The organism is Microlunatus sp. YIM B11417 (assembly GCF_059617205.1).
This window is the reverse complement of the sequence record NZ_JCAMPJ010000001.1, coordinates 1,215,140-1,241,947: the sequence shown is the minus strand read 5'-3', so window position 1 is coordinate 1,241,947 and position 26,808 is coordinate 1,215,140. Positions and strand designations below refer to the sequence as shown.

General features: G+C 70.8%; 22 protein-coding genes. 10 read left to right on the top strand and 12 right to left on the bottom strand.

Features of this window, described 5'->3' with window-relative positions; translation table 11 throughout:
- Positions 1 to 12: 12 nt before the first annotated feature.
- From tkt to AC6CCG_RS06270, 6 genes are all read left to right on the top strand, one after another.
- Positions 13 to 2,217: a transketolase gene (tkt, locus tag AC6CCG_RS06295; protein WP_496653616.1), complete on the top strand. Its 2,205-nt coding sequence runs from the start codon at positions 13 to 15 to the stop codon at positions 2,215 to 2,217.
- Between the two features lie 22 nt (positions 2,218 to 2,239).
- Positions 2,240 to 3,394, top strand: coding sequence for a transaldolase (gene tal / locus AC6CCG_RS06290; protein ID WP_496653615.1), 1,155 nt, complete (start codon positions 2,240 to 2,242; stop codon positions 3,392 to 3,394).
- A complete protein-coding gene (zwf, locus tag AC6CCG_RS06285) occupies positions 3,394 to 4,929 on the top strand; it encodes a glucose-6-phosphate dehydrogenase (protein WP_496653614.1) in 1,536 nt (511 codons plus the stop codon). Before tal ends, zwf begins: the two co-directional genes overlap by 1 nt.
- 22 nt (positions 4,930 to 4,951) lie before the next feature.
- Entirely contained in the window at positions 4,952 to 5,998 is a 1,047-nt protein-coding gene (locus tag AC6CCG_RS06280) for a glucose-6-phosphate dehydrogenase assembly protein OpcA (RefSeq protein ID WP_496653613.1), read from the top strand.
- Positions 5,995 to 6,735: a 6-phosphogluconolactonase gene (gene pgl, locus AC6CCG_RS06275; protein WP_496653612.1), complete on the top strand. Its 741-nt coding sequence runs from the start codon at positions 5,995 to 5,997 to the stop codon at positions 6,733 to 6,735. Before AC6CCG_RS06280 ends, pgl begins: the two co-directional genes overlap by 4 nt.
- 120 nt (positions 6,736 to 6,855) lie before the next feature.
- Positions 6,856 to 7,779 (top strand): Rpn family recombination-promoting nuclease/putative transposase, encoded by a 924-nt coding sequence (locus AC6CCG_RS06270; RefSeq protein WP_496653611.1) that lies wholly within the window; start codon positions 6,856 to 6,858, stop codon positions 7,777 to 7,779.
- 92 nt (positions 7,780 to 7,871) lie between these two features.
- Here the strand turns inward: AC6CCG_RS06270 and AC6CCG_RS06265 are convergent, their stop codons facing one another.
- The 5 genes from AC6CCG_RS06265 to gap all read right to left on the bottom strand — a co-directional run bounded on the left by AC6CCG_RS06265 (position 7,872) and on the right by gap (position 11,885).
- On the bottom strand, positions 7,872 to 8,228 hold the full coding sequence (locus AC6CCG_RS06265; RefSeq protein WP_496653610.1) for an RNA polymerase-binding protein RbpA: 357 nt from the start codon (positions 8,226 to 8,228) through the stop codon (positions 7,872 to 7,874).
- A gap of 79 nt (positions 8,229 to 8,307) precedes the next feature.
- Positions 8,308 to 8,553, bottom strand: coding sequence for a preprotein translocase subunit SecG (gene secG / locus AC6CCG_RS06260; RefSeq protein WP_496654396.1), 246 nt, complete (start codon positions 8,551 to 8,553; stop codon positions 8,308 to 8,310).
- Between the two features lie 82 nt (positions 8,554 to 8,635).
- On the bottom strand, positions 8,636 to 9,424 hold the full coding sequence (gene tpiA / locus AC6CCG_RS06255; protein ID WP_496653609.1) for a triose-phosphate isomerase: 789 nt from the start codon (positions 9,422 to 9,424) through the stop codon (positions 8,636 to 8,638).
- Positions 9,425 to 9,429: 5 nt separating this feature from the next.
- On the bottom strand, positions 9,430 to 10,626 hold the full coding sequence (locus AC6CCG_RS06250) for a phosphoglycerate kinase (protein ID WP_496653608.1): 1,197 nt from the start codon (positions 10,624 to 10,626) through the stop codon (positions 9,430 to 9,432).
- A 254-nt stretch (positions 10,627 to 10,880) separates the two neighbouring features.
- Positions 10,881 to 11,885, bottom strand: a complete 1,005-nt coding sequence (gene gap / locus AC6CCG_RS06245; RefSeq protein WP_496653607.1) for a type I glyceraldehyde-3-phosphate dehydrogenase — start codon at positions 11,883 to 11,885, stop codon at positions 10,881 to 10,883.
- 359 nt (positions 11,886 to 12,244) lie between these two features.
- Here gap and AC6CCG_RS06240 point away from each other — a divergent pair, with 359 nt between their 5' ends.
- Entirely contained in the window at positions 12,245 to 14,578 is a 2,334-nt protein-coding gene (locus AC6CCG_RS06240) for a transglycosylase domain-containing protein (RefSeq protein ID WP_496653606.1), read from the top strand.
- Between the two features lie 6 nt (positions 14,579 to 14,584).
- Here AC6CCG_RS06240 and whiA read toward each other — a convergent pair whose 3' ends face one another.
- The 6 genes from whiA to AC6CCG_RS06210 form a co-directional block, all read right to left on the bottom strand.
- Positions 14,585 to 15,568 carry a DNA-binding protein WhiA gene (gene whiA, locus AC6CCG_RS06235; protein ID WP_496653605.1) on the bottom strand — a complete coding sequence of 328 codons (984 nt, stop codon included), beginning with the start codon at positions 15,566 to 15,568 and terminating at the stop codon, positions 14,585 to 14,587.
- Between the two features lie 67 nt (positions 15,569 to 15,635).
- Entirely contained in the window at positions 15,636 to 16,595 is a 960-nt protein-coding gene (locus AC6CCG_RS06230) for a gluconeogenesis factor YvcK family protein (protein WP_496653604.1), read from the bottom strand.
- Between the two features lie 75 nt (positions 16,596 to 16,670).
- Positions 16,671 to 17,573: an RNase adapter RapZ gene (gene rapZ, locus AC6CCG_RS06225; RefSeq protein ID WP_496654395.1), complete on the bottom strand. Its 903-nt coding sequence runs from the start codon at positions 17,571 to 17,573 to the stop codon at positions 16,671 to 16,673.
- Between the two features lie 238 nt (positions 17,574 to 17,811).
- Positions 17,812 to 19,830, bottom strand: a complete 2,019-nt coding sequence (uvrC, locus tag AC6CCG_RS06220) for an excinuclease ABC subunit UvrC (protein ID WP_496653603.1) — start codon at positions 19,828 to 19,830, stop codon at positions 17,812 to 17,814.
- Between the two features lie 37 nt (positions 19,831 to 19,867).
- Entirely contained in the window at positions 19,868 to 20,422 is a 555-nt protein-coding gene (locus AC6CCG_RS06215; protein ID WP_496653602.1) for a Rieske (2Fe-2S) protein, read from the bottom strand.
- 116 nt (positions 20,423 to 20,538) lie between these two features.
- Positions 20,539 to 21,489, bottom strand: a complete 951-nt coding sequence (locus AC6CCG_RS06210) for a carbohydrate kinase family protein (RefSeq protein ID WP_496653601.1) — start codon at positions 21,487 to 21,489, stop codon at positions 20,539 to 20,541.
- Between the two features lie 283 nt (positions 21,490 to 21,772).
- Here AC6CCG_RS06210 and AC6CCG_RS06205 point away from each other — a divergent pair, with 283 nt between their 5' ends.
- Positions 21,773 to 23,899, top strand: a complete 2,127-nt coding sequence (locus AC6CCG_RS06205; RefSeq protein ID WP_496653600.1) for an exo-alpha-sialidase — start codon at positions 21,773 to 21,775, stop codon at positions 23,897 to 23,899.
- A gap of 188 nt (positions 23,900 to 24,087) precedes the next feature.
- Here AC6CCG_RS06205 and AC6CCG_RS06200 read toward each other — a convergent pair whose 3' ends face one another.
- Positions 24,088 to 24,657 (bottom strand): GlcG/HbpS family heme-binding protein, encoded by a 570-nt coding sequence (locus AC6CCG_RS06200; protein WP_496653599.1) that lies wholly within the window; start codon positions 24,655 to 24,657, stop codon positions 24,088 to 24,090.
- Positions 24,658 to 24,878: 221 nt separating this feature from the next.
- On the opposite strand from AC6CCG_RS06200, the gene AC6CCG_RS06195 reads away from it, so the two are divergent.
- Positions 24,879 to 26,111 (top strand): sensor histidine kinase, encoded by a 1,233-nt coding sequence (locus AC6CCG_RS06195; RefSeq protein WP_496653598.1) that lies wholly within the window; start codon positions 24,879 to 24,881, stop codon positions 26,109 to 26,111.
- Entirely contained in the window at positions 26,108 to 26,746 is a 639-nt protein-coding gene (locus AC6CCG_RS06190) for a response regulator (protein ID WP_496653597.1), read from the top strand. The genes AC6CCG_RS06195 and AC6CCG_RS06190 overlap by 4 nt, the downstream gene beginning before the upstream one ends.
- The last annotated feature ends 62 nt before the right edge of the window (positions 26,747 to 26,808 follow it).

Below are 26,808 nucleotides of genomic sequence, written 5' to 3'. Positions count from 1 at the left end.
AGGGGAAACCGAGTGACCAACACCACAGAGAAGAGCGTGCTGCCGGAGGGTTGGACCGAGCTGGACGCCCGCGCGATCGACACCGTACGAGTGCTCGCGGCGGACGCCGTCCAGAAGGTCGGCAACGGCCATCCCGGCACGGCGATGAGCCTGGCCCCGGCGGCGTACCTGCTGTTCCAGAAGGTGATGCGGCACAACCCGAACGACCCGTCCTGGATCGGCCGGGACCGGTTCGTGCTCAGCTGCGGGCACTCCAGCCTGACCCTCTATCTGCAGCTGTTCCTGGGCGGCTTCGGCCTCGAGTTGGACGACCTGAAGTCGCTCCGTACCTGGGGCTCGAAGACGCCGGGCCACCCGGAGCACGGCCACACGGCCGGCGTGGAGACCACCACCGGGCCGCTCGGCCAGGGCGTCGGCAACGCGGTCGGGATGGCGATGGCGGCCCGTCGTGAGCGCGGCCTGTACGACCCGGAGGCCGCCCCCGGCACCTCGCCGTTCGATCACCAGATCTACGTGCTCGCCTCGGACGGCGACATCGAGGAGGGCATCGCCAGCGAGGCGTCCTCGCTGGCCGGCACGCAGCGACTGGGCAACCTGACCCTGATCTACGACAGCAACAAGATCTCGATCGAGGACGACACCAACATCGCCCTCTCCGAGGACACCGCGGCCCGCTACGCCGCGTACGGCTGGCATGTGCAGACGGTCGACTGGACCAACGGCGACACCAGCTACGTCGAGGACGTCGCGGCGCTCGACGCGGCCCTCGCGGCGGCCCGCGAGGTGACCGACCAGCCCAGTTTCATCGAGCTGAAGACGATCATCGGCTGGCCGGCCCCCACCCTGCAGGGCACCGGCGGCGCGCACGGCAACGCGCTCGGCGAGGAAGAGGTCGCGGCGACCAAGGAGGTGCTGGGCTTCGATCCGGCCAAGTCCTTCGAGGTGGCCGACGAGGTGCTCGCGCACACCCGCAAGCTCGGCGAGCGCGGCGACGCCGCCGAGGCCGAGTGGACCAAGGGCTTCGAGGCCTGGGCCGCGGCCAACCCGGAGCGCAAGGCGCTGCTGGACCGGCTCAGCCGGCGGGCGCTGCCCGACGATCTGGCCAAGGCGTTCCCGGTCTTCGAGGCGGACCCGAAGGGCCTGGCCACCCGGGCCGCGTCCGGCAAGGTGCTGAACGCGCTGGCCGACGTGCTGCCCGAGCTCTGGGGCGGCTCGGCCGACCTGGCCGGCTCCAACAACACGACGATGGACAATCAGCCGAGCTTCCTGCCCGACGACCGGCAGTCCAAGAAGTTCCCCGGCAACCCGTTCGGCCGCACGCTGCACTTCGGCATCCGGGAGCACGCGATGGGCTCGATCCTCAACGGCATCGTGCTGCACGGCGGGACCCGCCCGTACGGCGGCACCTTCCTGGTCTTCAGTGACTACATGCGGCCGGCGGTCCGGCTGGCGGCGCTGATGAAGCTGCCGGTGACGTACGTCTGGACGCACGACTCGATCGGCGTCGGCGAGGACGGCCCGACCCACCAGCCGATCGAGCAGATCGCGGCGCTGCGGGCGATCCCGGGCCTGGACGTGGTGCGGCCGGCGGACGCCAACGAGACCTCGGTGGCCTGGGCGACGATCCTGTCCAACACCGACCGCCCGGCCGGCCTGGCGCTGACCCGGCAGAACGTGCCGACCTTCCCGCGCGGCGCCGACGGCTTCGCCGACGCCGCCGGGGTGGCCAAGGGCGGGTACGTGCTGCGCGACGCCGAGGGCGACCCGGACGTGATCTTGATCGGTACCGGCTCCGAGGTGCAGCTGGCGGTCGCCGCCCAAGATCAACTCAAGGCCAAGGGAATAGCGGCCCGAGTGGTCTCGTTGCCCTGTAAGGAATGGTTCGACGCCCAGGACGACGACTATCGCGACTCGGTGATCCCACCCCAGGTGAGGGCCCGGGTCAGCGTCGAGGCCGGCGTACGGCAGGGCTGGCGGGACCTGGTCGGCGACGCCGGCCGGATCGTCAGCATCGACCACTACGGTGCGAGCGCCTCGGCGGGCACGGTGTTCAAGGAGTTCGGCTTCACGCCGGAGGCCGTCACCGCGGCGGCCGAGGACAGCGTGGCAGCGGCCAAGGCCCTGTCCGGGCCCGCCCCGGCACACACCGCCGCATCCGGCCCGATCGGCCCGGGGGACGACGCGGCGAACCCTGGCGCGGCGACCAACGATCGCTAACTATCCCGAGGAGCTACTTCCCATGACCGATCGACTGAAGGCACTGTCGGAGGCCGGCGTCTCGATCTGGCTCGACGATCTGTCCCGGGACCGGCTGAACACCGGGAACCTGGCCGAGTTGATCAAGGACTCGCACGTCGTCGGCGTCACGACCAACCCGACGATCTTCGCCACGGCGTTGAGCAAGGGCACGGCGTACGACGAGCAGATCGCCGAACTCGCCGCGGTGGACACCACGCCGGCCGACGCCATCACCAAGATCACCACCGATGACGTCCGCAACGCCTGCGACGTGCTGACCGCCACCGCGGCGGCCACCGGCGGCGTCGACGGCCGGGTGTCGATCGAGGTCGATCCCGGGCTGGCCCACGACACCGAGGGCACCATCGCCCAGGCCAAGCAGCTCTGGGCCCTGGTGGACCGCCCGAACGCGTTCGTCAAGATCCCGGCCACCGAGGCCGGGCTGCCCGCGATCACCGCGGCGATCGCCGAGGGGATCAACGTCAACGTGACGCTGATCTTCGCACTGGAGCGCTACCGCGCGGTGATCGACGCCTACCTGACCGGGCTGGAGCAGGCGGCCGCGGCCGGTCGTGATCTTGCCCAGATCCATTCCGTGGCGTCGTTCTTCGTGTCCCGGGTGGACACCGAGGTGGACCAGCGGCTGGACAAGATCGGCTCCGACCTGGCCACGGCGCTGCGCGGCAAGGCGGCGATCGCCAACGCGCGGCTCGCGTACGCCTTGTTCGAGGAGGAGTTCGGCGGCGACCGGTTCGCCGCGCTGGAGGCGAAGGGGGCCCGTCGGCAGCGGCCGTTGTGGGCGTCCACCGGGACCAAGGATCCCGCCTATCCGGACACCCTCTACGTCACCGAGCTGGTGGTCGCCGACACCGTGAACACGATGCCGGAGAAGACCCTGCAGGCGTTCGCCGATCATGGCGAGGTGCGCGGCGACACCGTCACCGGCACCGCCGCCGACGCGCAGGCCGTGCTGGACGGGCTGGCCGAGCTCGGCGTCGATTACGACGATGTGGTGGCCGTCCTGGAGCGAGAGGGCGTCGAGAAGTTCGCCGCCTCCTGGACCGAACTGGTCGACACCGTGACCGCGGCCCTGGCCGCCGCCACTGCATCCGCGAACGCCGCCGCGGCCGCCTCGAACCCAGGAAGCAACGCCTGATGATCACCGAGGAGCGCCCAAACCCGCTCCGGGATCCGCAGGATCGCCGGCTGCCCCGGATCGCCGGGCCGTGTGTACTGGTGATCTTCGGCGTCACCGGTGACCTGTCCACCAAGAAGCTGATGCCCGCCGTGTACGACCTCGCGAACCGGGGGCTGCTGCCGCCGGGCTTCGCGCTGGTCGGGTTCGCCCGCCGCGAGTGGGAGCACCAGGACTTCGCCAAGATCGTCCACGACGCGGTCAAGGAGCACGCCCGGACGCCGTTCCGCGAGGAGGTCTGGAAGCAGCTCTCCGAGGGCATCCGGTTCGTCCGCGGCGAACTGGGCGACGACGAGGCGTTCGATCGGCTCCGCCGGACCATCGCCGACCTCGACGAGGCCCGCGGCACCGGCGGCAACCACGCCTTCTACCTGTCCATCCCGCCCGGCCTGTTCCCGACCGTGGTCGGCCAGCTGCGCGAGCACGGCATGGCCGACCAGCTGCCCGGCCGGTGGAGCCGGGTCGTGATCGAGAAGCCGTTCGGTCATGATCTCGAATCCGCCCGGGAACTGAACCAGGTCGTCTCCAGCGTGTTCCCGTCGTCGTCGGTGTTCCGGATCGATCACTACCTGGGCAAGGAGACGGTGCAGAACCTGCTGGCGCTGCGCTTCGCCAACCAGCTGTTCGAGCCGGTCTGGAACAACAACTACGTCGACCACGTGCAGATCACCATGGCCGAGGAGGTCGGGATCGGCGGCCGGGCCGGCTACTACGACGGCATCGGTGCGGCCCGGGACGTGATCCAGAACCACCTGCTGCAGCTGCTGGCGCTGACCGCGATGGAGGAGCCGACCTCGTTCGAGGCGCGCCAGTTGCGGGCGGAGAAGCAGAAGGTGCTGGCGGCGGCGCGACCGCCCCGGGACCTGGCCAAGCACACCGCGCGCGGCATCTACGGCGGCGGCTGGGCCGGCGGCGAGAAGGTGAAGGGCTACCTCGAGGAGGACGGCATCCCGGCCGACTCGACCACCGAGACGTACGCCGCGATCCGGGTCGACATCGACAACCGGCGCTGGGCCGGCGTGCCGTTCTACCTGCGCACTGGCAAGCGGCTGGCCCGGCGGGTCACCGAGATCGCGCTCGGCTTCAAGCGGGCGCCGCACCTGCCGTTCACCGAGACCGACACCGAGGAACTCGGCTACAACGCCCTGGTGCTGCGGATCCAGCCGGACGAGGGCGTCACGCTCCGGTTCGGCGCCAAGGTGCCGGGCACCCAGATGGAGATCCGCGAGGTCAACATGGACTTCGCCTACGGCGGTTCGTTCACCGAATCGTCCCCGGAGGCGTACGAGAGATTGATCTTGGACGTGCTGCTCGGCGACCCGCCGCTGTTCCCGCAGCACGAGGAGGTCGAGCTGTCCTGGCAGATCCTGGACCCGATCCTGGACTACTGGGCCAGCCTCGGCACCCGGCCCGAGACGTACCAGCCGGGCGGGTGGGGACCCGAGGAGGCCAACCTGATGCTGGCGCGCGACGGCTTCTCCTGGCGCCGGCCGTGATCATGAACCGAGAGGACGCAGCATGATCATCAGTCTGTCCGACACCACGTCGGCCAAGATCTCCAGCGCCCTGCTGCGGGCCCGGCGCAACGCCGGCTCCCCCACCATGGGCATGGTGCTGACCTTGATCATCGTCACCGACGAAGATCATTACCAGGACGCCCTGGAGTCGGCCGTCGCCGCCGGAAGGGAGCATCCCTGCCGGATCCTGCTCGTCGTGTCGGGCAACGGCCGGCGGGCCGGGCTGGACGCCGAGGTACGGATCGGCGAGGGCACCACCGGCGAGGTGGTGATCATCCGGATGCGCGGCGAGCTGGCCCGGCACCAGGCGTCGGTGGTCCGGCCGCTGCTGCTGCCGGACTCGCCGGTGGTGATCTGGTGGCCCGGGAAGTGCCCGAACAACCCGGCCCAGGACGAACTGGCCCAGCTGGCCCGGCGGCGGATCACCGACTCGGCGGCCGCGACCCGGCCGCTGGCGGCTCTGCGCGAGCGGGCCGAGACCTACGAGGAGGGCGACACCGATCTGTGCTGGACCCGGCTGACGCCCTGGCGGGCGCTGCTGGCCGCCTCGCTGGACCAGTACCCGGCCCGGATCCGCAGCGCCGAGGTGGAGGCGGAGCGGTCCAACCCGTCGGCCGAGCTGCTCGCCGCCTGGCTGCGGTCCCGGCTCAAGGTGGAGGTCAAGCTGCGTCCCAGCGACGGGCCGGGCATCACCGCGGTCCGGATGACCACGGCGGCCGGCGACATCGCGATCACCCGGCCGGACGGCCGGCTGGCCTCGTACTCGGTGCCCGGGCAGCCGAACCGGCTGGTCGCGCTGAAACGGCGCGAGGTGACCGAGTTGATCACCGAGGAACTGCGCCGGATGGACCATGACGACGTCTTCGCCGCCACCCTGAACGCGTACCGGCGGAACGGGCGCGGCCCGGCCAAGAAGACCGCCGCGAAGAAGTCGGCCGGGCAGCGGACCGCCGCGGCGAGGAGCGCGACGCAGAAGACGGCGTCCGCCCGCGGCAGTGCCCAGAAGACGGCCGCGGCGAAGAAGAGCACCCGGAAGGCGGCCCGGTGAGCGACGGCAGCGTCCTGCTGCACGCCGACGCGGACGCCGTCGCCGAGGCCCTGGTCGCCCGGCTGCTGGCCCGGATCGTCGAGCTGCAGGCGGCCGGCCGGGTGGCCCGGCTCTGCCTGACCGGCGGCCGGATCGCCACCCGCGCCTACCAGCGGCTCGCGGCGGAGGGCGGCAATTCCGCCGTCGACTGGAGCCGGGTCGAGCTGTGGTGGGGCGACGAGCGGTTCGTCGAGACCGGCAGCGAGGATCGCAACGCCGAGCCGGCGATCGCGCTGCTCGCCCCGCTCGGCATCCCGGCCGACCGGATCCACCCGATGCCGGCGACCGACGGCGGCGCCGGGCTGGACGACGCGGCCGAGGCCTACGACGACGAACTCGGAGCGACGAGCTTCGACATCTGCCTGCTCGGCCTCGGCCCGGACGGGCACGTCGCCTCGCTGTTCCCTGAGCACCCGTCCTCGTACGAACCCGGCCGCGTGATCGCCGTCCGCTCCTCCCCCAAGCCGCCACCCGAGCGGATCAGCCTGACCCTCGAGGTGATCAACAGTTCGGCCGAGGTCTGGTTCCTGGTCAGCGGCGCCGACAAGGCGAAGGCCGTCGCCCTCGCCCTGCTCCGCACCGGCCCGGTCCAGGTGCCCGGCGCCGGCGCCCGCGGCCGAGACCGTACCTTGTGGCTGCTGGACCGCGAAGCCGCCGCCGAACTCCCCGTCGACCTCACCCAACGCGGCATCCTCTAACCCCCAAAGACGCCGTCGACCGGTCACAAAAGCAGCCGTTTCGGCGGCGTGTCGCTGCAGTGGTGACCACTCGATCTGGCGGATCTCCGAAACGTCGGTACGACTCTCTAGGTTGGCACCATGTCCCAGCCGAGCCATCACGACGCGGTGTTCCGCCGCGTCCTCGGCGAACCGGCGAACGCCGCCTCTCAGCTGCGCTCGGTACTGCCCGCCGAGTTGGCTGAACGGCTCGACCTGGATCAGCTGACCCGGGTCTCGGAGAACTTCGTCGACGAGGACCTTCAGTGGCGGCACACCGACCTGCTGTTCACCGCTCCGCTCGACGGCTTGGATGCCTTCATCTACGTGCTGGTGGAGCACCAGAGCCGCACCGATCCACTGATGCCGTTCCGGATGCTGCACTACATCGTGAGGATCTGGGACCGCTACCTGAAGGACCACCGCGGAGCCACCCGGCTGCCGGCCGTGTTGCCGTTGGTCGTCCATCACAACCGCCGCCCGTGGAACGGCCCGACCGACATCTCCGAGATGTTCGATCTTGACGCCGCCACCTGGGATGCGGCCGGCGCGTACCTGCCTCGATTCCGCTTTCTGCTCGAGGATCTGACTCACGTCGACGCCCAGGAACTGCGCGACCGGCCGCTGACACCGTCCACCCGGATCACTCTGCTGCTGCTCAAGATCGCCGCCGGCAACGCCCGCCTCGCTGACGACCTGCGGCCCTGGGCCGACGACCTCCGTGCGATCCTGGAGACCAGCGGCGGGATCGAAACTACGCGAACTGTTCACGGAGCTCGGACCGGCAGTAGAGGAGGCCTACATGACCACGGCAGAAATGCTCCGAGCCGAGGGTCGAGCGGAGGGCGGCGCCGACATTCTGGAGGAGCAGCTCACGCACAAGTTCGGCCCGCTGTCCCGGGCGACCCTCGACACCGTTCATGGGGCCACCACCGAACAGTTGAAGAGGTGGGCCACCCGCGTCCTCACCGCGACGACGCTCGACGAAGTATTCCGCTGAGACCCCGCCGGTCGGGGCGAAGTTGATCAAGGTGATCCGCAGTCGATCATGATCTTGAAACCCGCAGGGTCCTACCGCCTCGCCGCGGTCGGGTCCACGGCGAGGCAGGAAAAGCTGATCAGTAGATGACCTCGCCGCGGGCGCGGCGGTCCCGCAGGGACTGCAGGGCCTCGCTCAGGATGTCGTCCGCCTCCGAATCGGTGCGGCGCTCCTTCACGTACGCGAGGTGGGTCTTGTAGGGCTCGATCCGCGGCGGGGGCGGCGGATTGTCGGAGTCCAGGTTGGCCGGCAGGCCACAGCGCGGGCAGTCCCAGGTGTCCGGGATCTGCGCCTCGGCGGCGAAGGCCGGCCTGGTCTCGTGCGCGTTCGCGCAGAAGTACGAAACGTAGAGCCGCGGAGCCGTTTCGCCACGCTCCGCTTCGCCCATCGGGCCTGAGCCGACACGGCTGCCCTTGATGGCGCTCCCACTAGCCACGGTAGAAATCTCCCTCAGATATCGAGCACAGGAAAGCGATGATCAAGCCGACACGGAGCGGCAGCGGAGATGTCCGCGCTCAACTCTGGAGCTTGTAGAGCAGACCCAAGGCCACGATGCTGGCCAGCCAAACCGCTGCGACGATGATCGTCAGTCGGTCCAGATTGCGCTCCGCCACGGACGTTCCGCCCATGGACGTCGACATGCCTCCGCCGAACAGGTCGGAAAGACCGCCGCCTCTCCCCTTGTGCATGAGGATGAACAGGGCCAGGATCACGCTGGTGATGACCAGCACGATCGAGAAGACCAACACCGGCACGGTCATCATCGGAACGGGCGCAACAATCACCGAGGTACTGTAACCCAAAGATTGACCGAATCTCACCCCCGGCCGGCGGTGGGATTGGTCAGATCACCGGCAGGGCGTAGAAGCGTGAAATCGCGGAGAATTCTTCGACAACGAGGCTCGCTCCACCCACCAGGCAGCCGTCCACGTCGGGCTGCGCCATGATCGCGGCCACGTTGTTCGCCTTCACCGAACCGCCGTAGAGCACCCGCACCTGGTCCGCCACCTCCGGGCCGTGCAGCTCGCCGATCCGGGACCGGATCGCAGCGCACACCTCCTGGGCGTCCTGCGGCGTGGCCACCTCGCCGGTGCCGATCGCCCAGACCGGCTCGTAGGCGATGACCAGCCCGGCGACCTGCTCCGCGGACAGGCCGTCCAGGGCCCCGTCCAACTGGGTCACCGTGTAGGGCACGTGCTCGCCGGCCTGACGGACCTCGAGGCCCTCGCCGACGCAGATGATCGGCGTGATCCCGGCACCGAGGGCAGCCTTCGCCTTGCGGTTGACCAGCGCGTCGTCCTCGCCGTGGAACTGCCGGCGCTCGGAGTGCCCGACGGTCACGTAGGAGCAGTTCAGCTTGGCCAGCATGGCGGCCGAGATGTCGCCCGTGTACGCCCCGCCGGCGTGCTCGGACACGTCCTGCGCGCCGAAGCCGAGCTTGAGCTTGTCGCCCTCGACCAGGGTCTGGACGGTGCGCAGATCGGTGAACGGAGGCAGTACGACGACCTCGGACTTGTCCGGGTCGTGCTTCTTGTCCTCCAGTGTCCAGGCCAGCTTCTGGACCAGGCCGACCGCCTCGACGTGGTTCAGGTTCATCTTCCAGTTGCCGGCCAGCAACGGCTTGCGTGCCACGTCGTTCACTTCTCCTGATCGAGTACGGACAGGCCGGGCAAGGTCTTGCCCTCCAGATATTCCAGCGACGCCCCGCCTCCGGTGGAGATGTGCGAGAAGTCGTCGTCGCTGAACCCGAGATCGCGTGCGGCAGCCGCCGAGTCGCCGCCGCCGACGACGGACAGCCCGTCCACGTCGGAGAGCGCCTGCGCGACCGCCTTGGTGCCGGCGGCGAAGCTCTCCCACTCGGCCACACCCATCGGGCCGTTCCAGAAGACGGTCCTGGCTTCCTTGATCAACTCCGCGAAGGCCTGTCCGGACTCGGGGCCGATGTCCAACCCGAGTTGATCACCGGGGATCGCGTCGGCCGCGACCACGGTGGGCGTCGAGTCCTGCTTGAACTCCGGCGCGACGACGATGTCGGTCGGCAGCACGATCCGCTTGCCGGCCTGCTTCGCCTGCTCCAGGTAGCCCTTCACCGTCTCCAGTTGATCTTCCTCGAGCAGGCTCTTGCCGACCTCGAGGCCCTGTGCGGCCAGGAAGGTGAACACCATCCCGCCGCCGATCGCCAGCGTGTCGGCGGTCTTGATCAGGTTGTCGATCACGGCCAGCTTGTCGGAGACCTTGGCGCCGCCGAGCACCACCACGTACGGGCGGGCCGGGTCCTCGGTCAGCCGGCGCAGCACCTCGACCTCGGCGAACACCAGGGTGCCGGCGGCCGCGGGCAGCCGGGTGGCGAGGTCGTAGACGGAGGCCTGCTTGCGGTGCACCACGCCGAAGCCGTCGGAGACGAACACGTCGCCGAGTGCCGCGTACTTGTCGGCCAGCTCGCCGCGGACCGCGTCGTCCTTGGATTCCTCGCCCGGCTCGAAGCGCACGTTCTCCAGCATCGCCACGCCGCCGTCGGCGAGCTCGGAGGTGATCTTGGTCGCCGACTCGCCGACGACGTCCTCGGCGAGCGCGACCTCGGTGCCGAGCAGCTCGGCCAGCCGCTTCGCCGCCGGTGCCAGCGAGAACTCCGGCTTGACCTGGCCCTTGGGCCGGCCCAGGTGGGCCAGCACGATCACCTTGGCGCCGGCCTCGCGCAGCTTGGTCAGCGTCGGCAGCGAGGCCCGGATCCGCCCGTCGTCGGTGATCTGATCACCGTCCAGCGGCACGTTCAGGTCGCACCGGACCAGCACGCGCTTCCCGCGCAGGTCCCCAAGATCATCAACGCTCTTCACAAGAATCCTTTCCCTCCGCCGGGACGCCTGGCCCGCAAGCGTTCTCGCGGCAGGTCGCAGCGGTTGTCACGGCTCGATCGCGCTCCGGCCGGGGTCGGCGGCGCGGTTCCGGGATCACCGTAGCGGCACGACCGCGGTCGGCGACGGCGCCCCGGGCGGACGGCCGGTGCCCCTCAGCACGAGGGCACCGGCAGTCCGCGAGAAGTTCGCCGAGACGTCACCCCGGCCCGGTCGGGGCCGTCTCGGCGGTTCGGTCAGAGGCTCTTGCCGACGATCCCGACCAGGTCGACCAGACGGTTGGAGTAGCCCCACTCGTTGTCGTACCAGCCGACGACCTTGACCTGGTTGCCGATCACCTTGGTCAGGCCGGCGTCGAAGATGCAGGAGGCCGGGTCGGTGACGATGTCGCTGGAGACGATCTCGTCCTCGGTGTAGCGCAGGTAGCCCTTCATGGAGCCCTCGGCGGCCGCCTTCACCGCCGCGTTGACCTCTTCCACCGTGGTCTCCCGGCCGGCCTCGAAGGTGAGGTCGGTGGCCGAGCCGGTCGGCACCGGGACGCGCAGCGCGTAGCCGTCCAGCTTGCCCTTCAGCTCCGGCAGCACCAGGCCGATCGCCTTGGCGGCGCCGGTCGAGGTGGGCACCACGTTGAGCGCGGCGGCGCGGGCCCGGCGCAGGTCCTTGTGCGGGCCGTCCTGCAGGTTCTGGTCCTGGGTGTAGGCGTGCACGGTCGTCATCAGGCCCTTGACGATGCCGAACTCGTCGTTCAGCACCTTGGCCATCGGCGCCAGGCAGTTCGTGGTGCAGGAGGCGTTGGAGATGATGGTGTGCTTGGCCGGGTCGTAGGCGTCGTCGTTCACGCCGAGCACCACGGTCAGGTCCTCGTTCTTCGCCGGAGCGGAGATGATCACCTTCTTGGCGCCGCCGTCGATGTGCGCCTTCGCCTTGGTGGCGTCGGTGAAGATGCCGGTGGACTCGACCACCACGTCGGCGCCGAGGTCGCCCCACGGCAGCGCGGCCGGGTCCCGCTCCTCGAACACCTTGAACGCCTTGCCGTCGACCGAGATGTCGGTGTCGGTCGCGACGACGTCGCTGGGCAGCCGGCCCAGGATCGAGTCGTACTTCAGCAGGTGCGCCAGACTCGCGTTGTCGGTGAGGTCGTTGACGGCCACAATCTCGAGGTCGGCGCCGGCGGCCAGCGCCGCACGGAAGAAGTTGCGGCCGATCCGGCCGAAGCCGTTGATGCCAACACGTACCGTCATGCTTGATTCCACTCCTCGTACAAGATGAGCTCTGTCGGGTGATTCCCCCGCCACGGCCACACTAACGAACCGCCGCCGAGCGATTGCGGACCGGAACCGGCTGTGGTACGTGCATTAGACCACCACCCCGCTGGTCTGTCATCGGCGGCGTGGTCGGACGAGGGAGCGCGTCGAGTCTTCCGCGTACGACCCGGGCACCGCAACCCGTCCGCCCGGCCGGGTCGATCCGGCCTTACGGAATTCCGCAGGCCGCGCGAATTCACGAATACATTTCAACGAGGATTCGACACCCTGAGTTCCGGGGAGAACCTGTGCATTCGACGCCGGAATTCACAGCGTCCGTGATTACTCTGCACAAGGTGCTCCGGTCTGCCCGGCGCGTCGTTCGCGTCATCTCCTCGGCTGTTCTCTTCGTCGCCGTCAGCGCCCTCGCCGGGCTTCTGGTGGCCGCCCTGGTGGCGCCGTTCGCGGGCGGTCTCGGGCTGGGGGCGCGGGCGGCGTCGGACCAGCTGGGCAACCTGCCGGCGGACTTCGAGGTGCCGGCCCCGTCGGAGCGCTCGACGATCCTCGACGTGAACGGTGACGTGCTGGCGTACTTCTATGCCGAGAACCGGGTTTACCAGCCCCTGCAGGAGATTGCGCCGGTGATGTCGCGGGCGCTGCTGGCGATCGAAGATCATCGGTACTACGAGCACGGCCCGCTGGACCCGATCGGGACCCTGCGTGCGTTCCTCACCAACCAGGTGTCCGGCGGGGTCACCCAGGGCGGCTCCAGCATCACCCAGCAGTACGTGAAGATGGTCCTGATCGACGAGGCGAAACGGCGCGGCGACGAGGCCGCCGTAAGGGCCGCGCAGGAGAGTACGTACGAACGGAAGATCCAGGAATTACGCTATGCCATCGCCCTGGAGCAGGAACTGTCCAAGGACGAGATTCTGGAACGCTATCTGAATATCGCCTATTTCGGCGACGGCGCCTACGGCGTGGAAGCGGCGGCGAGGCACTATTTCGACACCTCGGCCGCGAAACTCACCCTGGCGCAGGCCGCGATGCTGGCCGGCCTGGTGCAGAACCCGACCCGGATCAACCCGGTCGTCAACGAGGGCGCGGCGCTGGAACGGCGCGACGTGGTGCTGAACCGGATGGCCGAACTGGGCATGGTCGGGCCGGCCGAGGTGGCCGCGGCGAAGAAGACCGGCTTCGACGCGGACCTGGTCCGGGGCACCCGGAACGGTTGCGTCGGCACCGACTACCCGTTCCTCTGCGACTACGTGTACGACGCGCTGATGCAGACGCCGAGCCTCGGCGCGACGCCGGACGACCGGGAGAACGCGATCAAGCGCGGTGGGCTGACGGTCCGGACCGCGATCGACCCGAAGACTCAGGACATCGCCCAGCATGCGGTCAGCGACGTGGTCGGCCCGACCGACCCGGTGATCGCCACGATGAACATCATCCAGCCCGGCACCGGCCTGATCATCGCGATGGCGCAGAGCCGGCCGGTGATGGGCGACGACACGAAGAAGGGCGAGACCTACTGGAACTATGCGATCGGCGAGCAGGGCGGCTTCCAGGCCGGCTCGACGTTCAAGGCGATCACCTCGGCGGCCGCGCTGGAGAAGGGCATCCCGCTCAGCAAGCGGTACGACGCGCGGGCCACGATGGACTTCTCCGGCGAGACGTTCGAGACGTGCGACGGGCAGGGCAAGGTCTACGGCGACTGGAAGGTGTCCAACTCGACCGGCACCAACGGCGAGATGGACATGTACCGCGCGGCGCAGCGCTCGGTGAACACCTACTACGTGCAGTTGGAGCTGGACACCGGCATGTGCCGGGTGGTCGAAATGGCCGAGAAGCTCGGCATCGTCAGCACCACCGCCGATCGGCCGTTGTCGTACTACCAGGACAAGCCGTCCTTCACCCTCGGCACGGTCGAGATCAGCCCGCTGTCGCTGGCAGAGGCGTACGCGACGTTCGCCTCCGGCGGGATCCGCTGCGACCCGATCGTGCTCGAGTCGATCACCCGGCCGGACGGCAGCGCGCTGGCCGTACCGAGCGGCAACTGCCGGCGGGTGCTGGAGGAGGACGTCGCGAACGCGATGAACGATCTGCTGGCCAGCGTGATGACCGAGGGCACCGGGCAGCGGGTCGCCACCGACGACGGTCGCCCGCAGGCCGGCAAGACCGGCACCACCAGCGGCAACCAGGCGGTCGCGTTCGCCGGCTACACGCCCGACGTGGCCGGCGCGGCGATGATCTCCGTCGACGTCACCCGGGAACCGTTCAAGCGCGGCGGCGACGACTTCCGGTCCAGCGGTGTCAAGGGCTACCGGGTGCCGTCGACCGGCTATGTCCTGGAGGGTTCCGGCAGCGGCGACGCCGGCCAGGAGATCTGGAAGCCGGCCATGGAGGAGTACCTCGACGGGAAGCCGGAGACCCGCTTCCAGGCACCGTCGCGGGACCTGACCGAGGGACGGCTGGTCGAACTGCCGATGCTGTTCGGCCTGAGTCCGGAGGCCGCCACCGAGCGGCTCGAGGAGGCCGGGTTCACGGTGCGGCGGACCACCGAGCCGAGCCCTACGGTGCCGGCCGGCCAGTTCATCCGGTTCGACCCGGACCGCGGCCGGGTGCCCGAGTTCAGCACGATCCGGGCCGTCTACTCCTCCGGTCCGGAGCCGAGCCCGCCCCGCTGAACAGGCTCAGTCGGCGTCGAGGAGATCCGGGCTGATGCTCGACTCGGTGTCCGGGATGCCGAGTTCCGCGGCCCGCTTGTCCGCGGTGGCGAGCAGCCGCCGGATCCGGCCGGCGACGGCGTCCTTGGTCAGCGGCGGCTCGTGCAGCTGACCGAGTTCCTCGAGGCTGGCCTGCTTGTTCTCGATCCGCAGCACGCCGGCCGCCTTCAGATGATCGGGTACGTCCTCGCCGAGGATCTCCAGCGCCCGCTCCACCCGGGCGCCGGCCGCCACGGCCGCGCGGGCCGACCGGCGCAGGTTCGCGTCGTCGAAGTTGGCCAGTCGGTTCGCCGAGGCCCGCACCTCGCGGCGCATCCGGCGGTCCTCCCAGGCCAGCACGGACTCGTGGGCGCCGATCCGGGTCAGCAGGGCGCCGATCGCGTCACCGTCGCGGATCACCACCCGGTCCACGTTGCGTACCTCGCGGGCCTTGGAGGCGATGCCGAGCCGGCGGGCCGCACCGACCAGCGCCAGCGCCGCCTCCGGCCCCGGGCAGGTCACCTCGAGCGCCATCGAACGACCCGGCTCGGTCAGCGAGCCGTGCGCCAGGAAGGCGCCCCGCCACGCCGCCGCACACTCGTCCGCACCACCGCCGACGACCTGGGCCGGCAGCCCGCGGGCCGGCCGGCCGTGCGAGTCGATCAACCCGGTCTGCCGGGCCAGCGCGTCGCCGTGCTTGATCACCCGGACCACGTAGCGGGTCCCGCGCCGGATGCCGGAACCGTTGACGATCACCAGGTCACTGGGGTGCCCGAACACCTCGGCGATGTCGGTCCGCAGCCGCCGCGCCGCGGCGCCGGTGTCGAGCTCGGCCTCGATGACGATCCGGCCGCTGACGATGTGCAGGCCGCCCGCGAACCGCAGCATCGCGGCGACCTCTGCCTTCCGACAGCTTGGCTTGGTGACCTTGATCGTCGCCAGTTCCGCCTTCACCTGAGCTGTCATGGCCATTGGTGCATGATGCCAGACTCGCGACCGGAGTGAGGTCCACCCCCTGGTCATCTCGTGATCTTGAAGCTCAGCCGGGGATGCTCATGATCTCCGCGTACGCCGACGCGAGGCGGAGCGGATCGTGCCGCGGCGTACCGTCCCGGACGGCCAGGTCGGCCACCACCAGCTCGGCGCCGAGCGAGCTCGCGTACGCGCTGAGATGGGGATCGTCGGCGGCGAACGCGCTGTCCGCGAGCACCACGTCGAGCCGCAGGCAGGGCGCGTGCTCGGCCAGCAATTCCAGGTGCCGGGCGGCGCTGAAGCCGTGCGTCTCGCCGTCGTAGCCGATGTTGAGGGTGAGCAGCCGCCGGGCCCGCGTGTTCAAGATCGCCGACGCGAGGTCGGGCACCAGCAGGTGCGGGATCACCGAGGTGAACCAGGAACCCGGGCCGAGCACCACCCAGTCCGCGTCCTCGACCACCGCGACCGACTCGGGACAGGCCGGCGGGTCGCCCGGGGTGAGCCGGACCGCGGAGACCTGGCCGGTCGTCGTCGCGACCTCGGCCTGGCCGCGGACCAGCCCGGTCTCGTCCGGATGCGCCGCGTCGAGCCCGATCACGTCCGCCTCGATCTGCAGCGGTACGGCGGCCATCGGCAGCACCCGGCCCTTCGCACCGAGCAGCCGGGCCACCAGGTCGAGCCCGGCCACCGGGTCGCCGAGCCGGGCCCAGACCCCGGCGATCAGCAGGTTGCCGATCGCGTGACCGTTCAGCTCGCCGTCGGAGGCGAACCGGTACTGCAGCACCTCGGCCCAGGTCCGGCCGGACTCGTCGTCGCCGCACAACGCGGCCAGCGCCATCCGCAGATCGCCCGGCGGCAGGCAGTCCAACTCGGCCCGCAGCCGCCCGGACGAACCGCCGTCGTCGGCGACCGTGACCACCGCCGCCAGCTTGTCGGTGACCCTGCGCAACGCGCTCAGCGACGCCGACAGCCCGTGGCCGCCGCCGAACGCGACCACCGACGGCAGTGTCGGCAGGGCGCTGCTCATGAACGTTCCCTCATCCGGGGTCCCCGCGTCGCAGTTCGGGGGAGCGCAGCGGAGGAGAACTGCGTCGTGGGGTGGTCATTCGTGTCCCACATCGCGATGCAACACCTTGGTCGGCAGCCCGAGCGCGCGCAACCGGCGGGCGAACTCCTCGGTCATCGCCGTGCTGCGATGCTTGCCGCCGGTGCAGCCGATGGCGATGGTGGCGAACCGCTTGCCCTCCCGGATGTAGCCGGCCGCCATGATCTGCAGCAACTCCTGCAGCTTGTCCAGGAACGCGTTCGCGCCGTCCGCACCGAGCACGTAGTCGCTCACCTCGGAGTCGAGTCCGGTCATCGGCCGCAGCTCCGGCACCCAGTGCGGGTTCGGCAGGAACCGGACGTCGACCACGAGGTCGGCGTCGACCGGGATGCCGTACTTGAAGCCGAACGAGACCAGCGTGACCCGGAGCTGCTCGGTGGTCTCCCCCGCGTACGCGTGGGCGACCCGGGAGCTGAGCTGGTGCACGTTGATCGCGGAGGTGTCGATCACCAGGTCGGCCGCGGCCCGCACCGTGGCGAGCAACTGCCGCTCCCGGTGGATGCCGTCCAGCAGCCGGCCGTCGCCCTGCAGCGGGTGCGGCCGCCGGGCCGACTCCTGCCGCCGCACGATCACGTCGTCGGACGCCTCGAGATAGAGGATCTCCGGCAGCAGGCCGCGGGCGGTCAGGTCGCTGAACATGGCCGACAACTGCTCGAAGAACGAGCGGGTACGGACGTCGAGCACCACCGCGAGCCGGGTGATCCCGGCGCCGCTGGCCAGCGAGCACACCTCGGGCAGCACGCTCGGCGGAAGGTTGTCGATCACGTACCAGCCGAGGTCCTCGAGCGCATTCGCGGCGGTCGTCCGGCCCGCGCCGGACATGCCGGTGACGACGACGACCCGCAGGTCGGGGGTAGCCGGGGCGGCGGCGGGGTCAAGGTCCTCGGGCGCGGCCGTGATCGGCTGGCTGGAGTTCACCGGCCCCATTATGGCGGTCCCCGGTGACGCTCCGGTCCAGGTGGGTCGGCCCGTCGCCGACACCCCGGATCGGTGGCCGTCCCCCGCTCCCGGACGGCCCCTCGGACCCGCCGCACATCCGCCGTTGTCCGTACGGCCGCGTGGGCTTGTCGACCTACCGACCTCGACCGGGTCTCGATGCGTGTGGCTGTCGACGAACCCACGCGAGAACGGACCGGCGTCAGTCCAGGATCTCGCCGGTGGCGGTGTTGATCGCCTCCGCCTTCGGCGTCTCCGACAGGGCGGCCTTGATCGCCAGCGCGGTCTTGTCGCCGAAGCCGGGGACGGCCGCGATCTCCTCCACCCTGGCCTCACGAAGCTTCTTCAGCGAGCCGAAATGCTTCAGCAGGGTACGGCGGCGCACTTCCCCGAGCCCGGGGACCTGATCAAGGACCGACTCCACCATCGACTTGCTCCGCCGGGACCGGTGGTGGGTGATCGCGAACCGGTGCGCCTCGTCGCGGAGCCGCTGCAGCAGATACAGCCCCTCCGAGGTGCGGGGCAGGATGACCGGGTCCTCGGTGTCGGGCAGCCAGACCTCCTCCAGTCGCTTCGCCAGGCCGCAGAGCGCGATGTCGTTGATGCCGAGCTCGCCCATCGCCTCGGCGGCGGCGGCCACCTGCGGCGGGCCGCCGTCGACCACGACCAGGGCCGGCGCGTAGGCGAACCTTCGCGGCGCCCCCGTGGTCGGGTCGATCAGCATCGGGCCGTCCGGATCGGCCTCGGCCACCTCGGCCGCCGCTCGCGTACCGTTGCCGTGATCATGACCGGCCGCGGTCCGGGTCCGTTCGTCGATCAGCCGGCGGAACCGGCGGGTGATCACTTCCTTCATCGCGGCGACGTCGTTCTGGCCGTCCACGCCCCTGATCACGAAGCGGCGGTATTCGCTCTTCCGCGGCAGCCCGTCCTCGAAGACGACCATCGAGGCGACCACCTCGGTGCCCTGCAGGTTGGAGATGTCGAAGCACTCCATCCGCAGCGGCGCGGTCGGCAGCTCGAGCGCCTCCTGGATCTCCTCCAGTGCCCGGTTCCGGGTGGACAGGTCGCCGGCCCGGCTGGTCTTGTGCCGGACCAGGGTCTCGCCGGCGTTGCGGGCGACCGTCTCCAGCAGGGTCCGCTTGTCGCCCCGCTGCGGCACCCGGATCGCCACCTGGGCCTGCCGCCGCTCGCTGAACAGGGCGGTCAGCGAGTCGACGGACGGCGGCAGCGCAGGCACCAGGATCTCCCGCGGCAGTTGCGGCTGCTCCGGGCCGTCGGCGTCCTCCGGCTCCGCGTACAACTGCAGCAGGAACTGCTCGACCAGGCCGGCCGTGTCGATGTCGTCGACCCGGTCCGCGACCCAGCCCCGTTCACCGCGGACCCGGCCGCCGCGGACGTGGAAGATCTGCACCGCGACCTCGAGCGGGTCCTCGGCGAGCGCGATCACGTCCGCGTCGGTGCCGTCGCCGAGCACGATCGCGTTCTTCGACATGGCCTGCTGCAGGGCGCCGATGTCGTCCCGGATCACGGCCGCGCGTTCGTACTCCATCGCCGCGCTGGCCCGGGCCATCTCGCGCTCGAGCTTCTTGATCAACGGGCCGGACTGGCCGGAGACGAACTGGCAGAAGTCGTCCACGATGTCGCGGTGCTCGTCGGCGTCGGCCCGCCCCACGCAGGGCGCGGAGCACTTGTTGATGTAGCCGAGCAGGCAGGGCCGGCCGATCTGCTTGTGGTTCTTGAACACGCCGTTGGAGCAGGACCGCATCGGGAACACCCGGAGCAGCAGGTCGACGGTCTCCCGGATCGCCCAGGCGTGCGAGTAGGGCCCGAAGTAGCGGTTGCCCTTGCGCTTCTTGCCGCGGCCGACCATCACCCGCGGGAATTCGTCGGCCCAGGTCACCGCCATCCACGGGTACGACTTGTCGTCGCGGTACTTCACGTTGAACCGCGGGTCGAACTCCTTGATCCAGGAGTACTCCAGCTGCAGCGCCTCGACGTCGGTCCGGACGACCGTCCAGTCCACCCGGGCCGCCGTGAACACCATCGCCTGGGTCCGGGTGTGCAGGCCGGCCGGATCGGCGAAGTAGGAGTTCAGCCGCTGCCGCAGGCTCTTCGCCTTGCCGACGTAGATGACCCGCCCGTCCGCGTCGGAGAACCGGTAGACGCCGGGCTGCTCCGGGATCGAGCCGGGCTTGGGTCGGTAGGAGGTCGGGTCGGCCACATTCCTCAGCGTAGAACGCCGGTCCGACACCGCCCTCCTAAGGCAGCACCAGGTCGTCGCCGGACCGGGTGAACTCGACCGCCGGCAGCGGCTCCTTGGCCGGACCGGCCACCGGGTCACCGGTGGCGATCGCGAAGTGGCTGCCGTGGCACGGACAGACGATCTCGGCGTTCTCGACCTTCTCCACCGGGCAGCCCTGATGGGTGCAGATCGCGCTGAACGCCTTGAACTCGCCGGCCGCCGGCTGGGTCACCACATACTTCTCCTGGATCACCACCCCGCCACCTTCCGGTACGTCGGCGGTGGCCACGGTGATCCCCTGCGGCGGGGCCTGGGACGCCGAGCCGCTCGCGCTGGGACTGGAGCCGCCGGCGCTCGGCGAGCCGCTCGGGCTCGGCGCGCCGCTGGTCGACGGAGCGCCGGACGAGGGCGCGGCGGAGGTCGACGGGCCGGCGCTGCCGCCGGTCGAGCAGCCGGCCAGCCCGGCCCCGGCACCGAGGGCGACGGCGGCCAGTCCGGCCTGTCTCAGCAGCCTGCGCCGGCTGCGGGCCCCTGCGACGAGCTGGTCGAGTTGACTGCGGACATCCGGCATCACGAACTCCCTGGGGGTCGGGGGTGGTCGGGTCGCCAGTCTAGGGACGGTCGCCTGTGAATCCGCCATGATCAACCGGGCCGGCCGGGACGTGTCCGGACGGGCCCGGCCGCGGGCTACCCGGCCGTCGGCGTCCCGAGCAGGGCGTCGACCTCGGCGGCGGTCGGGGGCTGGGCGCCCTGGCGTTCGCAGACGATCGCGGCCGCGGCGACGCCTCGGGACAGCGCGTCCCGGAGCGAGCCCTGCCGGCGTACGAACCCGTCCAGGAAGCCGGCCATGAACGTGTCGCCCGCGCCGACCGTGTCGACCACCTCGACCTTGCGACCGGGCACCTCGGTGCGGCCGTCGGCGTCGACGGCGACAGCCCCGTCCGGTCCGAGGGTGATCACGACGGCGCGCAGCCCGTACCGGTCCTGCCACAGGGCTGCGGTCCCGGCCGGATCGGCGCCGCCCGGCGCGACCTCGGCGAGGGCGGCGAGGTCGGCGTCGCTGGCCTTGACGATGCCGCCGGTGCGGCCGGCCAGCTCCAGCCAGGGCTCGACCTTGGCCCAGTAGAGCCGCGGATCGGTGATCACGGTGGGCCGGACGTTGATGTCGTACGAGAGCGGCGCCGAGGACGCCGAGGCCCAGTCGAGCAGCACGCCGGCGCCCGGCTCGACGACGCAGGCGAGGGACGCGATGTGCAGCCAGTCCCCGGCACCGAGTTCCGGCAGTTCCTGCGGCTGCCAGGCGAAGTTCGCCGTACCGTCGAAGTGGAAGGTGTAGCTCGCCACGCCGTCGGCGTCCAACTCGACCACCGCCAGCGAGGTGGCCTGATCGGTCACCACCGCAAGATCAAGATCGACCCCCGCCCCGGTGAGATGATCATGGAGCTGCCGGCCGAAGGCGTCCCTGGACAGCCGCCCCAGGAAGTGGCTGTCGGCCTCGAGCCGGCTCAGCGCGACCGCCGTGTTCATCGGCCCGCCGGCCGACAGCGCCTGCCAGGTGGTCCGGAAATGATCATCCGACGGTTCCGCGACCCGGACCAGATCGATCAAGGTCTCACCGCACACGACGAATCGGCTCATGGCCGCACTCTATAGAGCGGCACGCGGACTCCGGAACACCGCTCACGGCCCGGGGCACCGGGCCACGGGTCCGACCAGGATCCGCAACACGGAACAGCGTTGCACGTCCGTTGACATGGAACGACTCAGCGGAGATGGTCACGGTGATGCACTGACGCAGAAGGCGAGGCGAATCCCGATGTCCCCCACTCCCGCACGACGCCGTGACTGCTCCGCCGACGACTCCGGGCGTCGACACCGGCGCCGACGACGTCCGGCCCGGTTCGCCGTGGCCGGTCTCCTGGTGGCCGTTCTCGTCAGCGGCGGTCCGACGCCCGACTCGGTGTCTGCGGCGCCGCTGCTGCCGGGCGCGCAGAGCGACGCGTACGTGGTCACGCCCGGCGCGGAATGGAACGTGCACAGCCCGGGTCCCGGCTACCTCGCCGCCTTTCCCCAGGCGTTCGCCACCGACACGGTCGTCGACGGCGTGACGCGGCGCAAGGTCATCCTCAGCTGGGCCGAGAACCGCGACGCCGCGTCCGTGGAGAGCATCGACGGCATGGCGGTGTCCGACGACGGGGCCCGCACCTTCGCCCGCAACGACGAGCGGCTGATCGCCCTCAGCATGGCCCGGCTCGACGACGGCTCCCTGTTCGCCGCGGAGTTCCTCCCCGCCACCGACGCGGCCGGCACGCTCGGGCTCCGGATCGCCCGCTCCACCGATCTCGGCCGGACCTGGACCCGCGGCACGGCGAAGCTCGCCCAGGACAAGATCAAGTTCCAGTCGCTGCGCGTGCACCGCGGCATCCTCCAGCTCACCGACGGCACGCTGCTGATGCCCGCGTACGGGTCCGTGGCGGGCGACCCGAAGGGCCGCACTGCGCTCCTGCAGAGCACCGATCGCGGCCGGAGCTGGTCGGTCCGCAACGCCGCGATCATGCCGCCCACGGCATCGCTGGGCAGCAACGAGATGGCGCTCTCGCGCACCAGCGACGGCCGCCTGATCGGGTTCCTGCGCGGCGACGGCAGCAACTCGCTCTACCAGACCTATTCCGATGACGACGGCGTGACCTGGACCGCGCCGACCGTCATCGAAGCGCCCGCCGGGGCCCCGCGCGGCTGGGTCGATCCCGGCGTCGTCCTGCAACCCAACGGCATGCTCGTGCTGACGTACGGGCGTCCGGACAACACCGTGCTGGTCAGCCGCGACGGCACCGGCCGTACCTGGGACGAACATCGCACGATCTTCGCCAACGCGCCGCGCGACACCCAGCCGGCGCGGTTCCACGGCTCCAGCGGCAACACCGCGATCGTCTCCGTCGGCCCGAACCAGTCGGTCGTCTTCGGCGATGCCTGCGCCAACATCTGGGGCTGCAAGGAGTACGGCCAGCTGCACCGGGTGTGGGCGCGCATGATCGACGCCGTCACCCCGGGCACCGGCAAGATCGATCTGACGACGAAGGTGAAGTCCGGCACCGCCAAGCTGTCCGGCGACGTCGCCGCCGGCGACCCGGCCTTCCCCGAGCAGCGGATCGAAGGCGCGGTCGACGGTAGCGCCGAACGCCACTCGGCAGCCCTGGTCAAGAAGGGCGGCTCGCTGATCATGGAACTGGACCGGGCCTATGCGCTGGACAAGCTCGGCCTGATGTTGAACCACGGCAAGACCTCCGATGCCGATGTCCAGTTCTCGCTGGACGGCAAGACCTGGCAGCAGCCGGTGATCAAGGTCCGCGGCACGGTCGACTACGCGCTGCGGTACCACGACCTCGAGCCCACCCGGGCGAAGTACGTCAAGATCAACGCGGTCGCGGGCGATCTTGCGGTCACCGAGCTGGAGCTCTATGCGGCCGGTACGTTCACCTTCGAGAACGACCCGGTCAACGCGCCGCCGCGCGGCTTCACGAACACCCGGTACGCGTGGACGGCCGACACGATCATGCCCGGCGCGGACAGCAGGCGTCGCCTCACCCTGGTCGACCTCGACCCGGAGGCGATCGCGACCGCCACCCTGCCGACGCCTGCCACGCCCGCGCAGCACGCCGGGTTCTCCTATGCCGCCTCCCAGTACGGCTCCGGCGTCGTCTTCTCCGTACGCGGCACGACGTCCGCCGGCGCCGACGTGACGGCCTGGCAGTTCTGGGTGGCACCGGACGGCAGCACCGGCCGACTGAGGGTCCGGGCCCGTACCAGCGGCGGCTGGCAGGACCTCGGCACGGCACCCCAGCCACCGAACGAGCGGTGGATGCCGGTCGTGATCGACACCACCGGCACCGAAGCCCGGGTCAGCGTGAACGGCGTCGCTTTCGCTCCCACGACGCACCGCTGGAACGCAGCCGATCACTACACCGGGATCACCTTCAGCTCCTGGAGCGACCAGGCGGCGAACATGCAGCACGAGTTCGACGACATCGAGGTGACACCGCTCCGCTGACCTCCGTCGCCCACGGTCCCGGCAGCGACCGGCGGGACCGGTCGAGACGATCATGGAGGTGCCTGCCGAACGCGCCTCCGAAGGCCCCCGGAGCGATCCGCGCGGTCGGCCCGGTCGCCCGGGGACGCCGAAAGGCTCTCGACACCGCGAGGATGGCGTCGAGAGCCTTTCGGGGGAACCGGCCGAACTCAGCGGAGCTCGGCAGCACCGGCCTGGGCGAACTTCTCGTCCAGGTCGCCGGACGGCGCACCCGCCACACCGATCCCGGCGATCGGGGCGTTGTCCGCGGCGACCGGCACGCCGCCGGCCAGGAACAGGGTGCCCGGGATGTCCTTCAGGGTCGGCGCCGACTCGAGGCGCTTCACCAGCTCCGAGGTGGGCGCGTTCCAGGACACCGCGGTGTAGGCCTTGCGGACCGCCGACTCGTAGGACTGCGGGCCCGCGCCGTCGCCGCGCAGGGTGACGATGGTGTTGCCGTTGCGGTCCACGACGGCGACGGTGACCCGCTGCCCCTCCTTCTCGGCGGCGTCCAGCGCGGCCTGGGCGGCGTCGGTCGCGGCGTCGATCGTCAGGTGGGTGCTCGTGGTGGTCGCCTTCTCGGGTACAGCGGCCTTGGTCGCGGCCGGCGGCTGGGCGGGCGGCTGTGCCGGCGGCTGGGCGGCGGCGGACACGACGCCGGCGGTGCCGAAGCCGGCCAGGGCGACGGCCGCGGCGGCGGTGATGACCTTGACTCGCGTCGAGAACTTCTTGACCTGCATGGTGTGACTCCCCAATGTCGTTGTGGTGTGGGTTCGTTGTGGTGTGGGCTTTCCGTGCTGTGCTTCCAGCCTGCTGCCGCGACCCCGGTCCGCGCGTCGTCGCAGTGGCTGGTCCTCCGCCGCCGGACGGGTGAGCCCGGGGTCAGCCGATCGGATGACCCGCGGGCCGCCGGGGCTGGGCCAGAATGGGTGTTCTCGCAGGTCAGGAGAGGAGCGGACCCATGGCCGGCAACACTCCGGCGCCCGACCCGAACCCGGCGCACGCCGACGACCTGGCGACTGCCGGCGGGGACGCCCGCCGGCTGGCGCTCGTCATCCACAGCGCGTTCTTCGTCCTGCTCGGATCGGCCCTGTTCCGGTTCACCCAACGGCACGGCGGCGACGTGCAGGCGGCCCTCGTGTACCTGATGGCCGCCGCCCTGGCCGTCCTGTACGGGCTCGCCCTGTCCCGGCTTCTCGGCGCCGGCGCGGCCCGGCTGGTCTGGCTCTGCGGCGTGGTCGGGGTCTGGTCGGTGCTGGTGAACCTGGCACCGAGCTTCGCCTGGTGCGCGGTACCGCTGTTCTACCTGGCGCTGCGGATGCTGCCGCTGCGGCTGGCACTGGTCATGATCGTCCTGTTCACCGGCCTGGTGATCTTCGCCCAGCTGCGGCTGGCCGGCCGGTTCGATCTGGACTGGGTGGTCGGCCCGCCCGCCGTCGCCGCGCTCGCCACCGCGGTGTTCGTCGTGATGGATCGGCAGACGACCCGCCAGGCCGCGTTGATCGACGACCTGGTCCGGACCCGGGCCGAGCTCGCCGCCACCGAACGGCGCGCGGGCACCCTCGCCGAGCGGCAGCGGCTGTCGATGGAGATCCACGACACGATCGCCCAGGGCCTGTCCAGCCAACGCATGCTGCTGCAGGCCGCCGACCGGCTCTGGGACGCCGAACCGGCCCGGGCCCGCGAGCACGTCCACACCGCGGCGGCCGTCGCGGAACGCGGCCTCGCCGAGGCCCGCCGCTTCGTCCACGACCTGGCACCGGCCGACCTCGCCGAGAGCGGCGACCTGCCGTCCGCGCTGCGCGCGCTGGCCGACCGCGAGACCACCGCCGAACGGATCGTGGCCTGCCAGGTCGACGGCACGCCCGGACCGTTGCCCGACCGGGTCCAGTCCGCCCTGCTGCGGGTGGCCCAGGGCGCGCTCGCCAACGTACGCGAGCATTCCGGCGCCACCCGGGCCGCCGTCACCGTCACCTACCTCGGCGACCAGGTACGCCTCGACGTCGCCGACAACGGCCGCGGCTTCGACCCGGCCGCCACCGGGCCCGGTCCGGCCGACCGAGGCCACGGACTGCCCGCCATGCGGGCCCGGGTCGGCCAGCTCGGCGGGACCCTGGCCGTCGAGTCCGCCCCCGGCGACGGCACGGTCGTGTCCGTCGCCGTACCCGCGACTCTGGAGGTCCCCGCCCCATGACCGACACCGACTCCGCCGTCCGGCTCCTGCTCTGCGACGACCACGTGGTGGTCCGGGCCGGCCTGCGCGCCCTGCTCGCCAGCGCCCCGGACATCGAGGTCGTCGGCGAGGCCGGCAGCGGCGAGGAGGCGGTGGCCCAGGCCGCCGCCCTCGACCCCGACGTGGTGCTGATGGACCTCCAGCTGGGCGACGGCATCGACGGCATCGAGGCGACCCGGCAGATCACCGCGGCCGGCGGCGGCGTCCACGTGCTGGTGCTGACCACGTACGACACCGACGCCGACATCACCCGCGCGATCGCCGCCGGCGCCACCGGCTACCTGCTGAAGGCGGAGCGACCGGAGGAACTGTTCGCCGCCATCCACAGCGCCGCCGCCGGCCGCACCGCCCTGTCCGCGCCCGTCGCACACCGGGTGATGGCCCAGATGCGCAGCCCCCGGCCCACCCTGACCCCGCGCGAGCACGACATCCTCGGCCAGCTCGCCCTCGGCCTGTCCAACCGCGACATCGCGAAGGCCCTGTTCCTCAGCGAGGCCACCGTGAAGACGCACCTCGGCCGGATCTACGAGAAGCTCGGCGTCGACACCCGGACCGGCGCCGTCGCGGTCGCCAAGGAGCAACGCCTCCTCCCTTGATCCTTGGGGGCCCCTCCCCCTCCCCACCCACCCCCGTGCCCCTCCACCCACCTCCCGCGCCC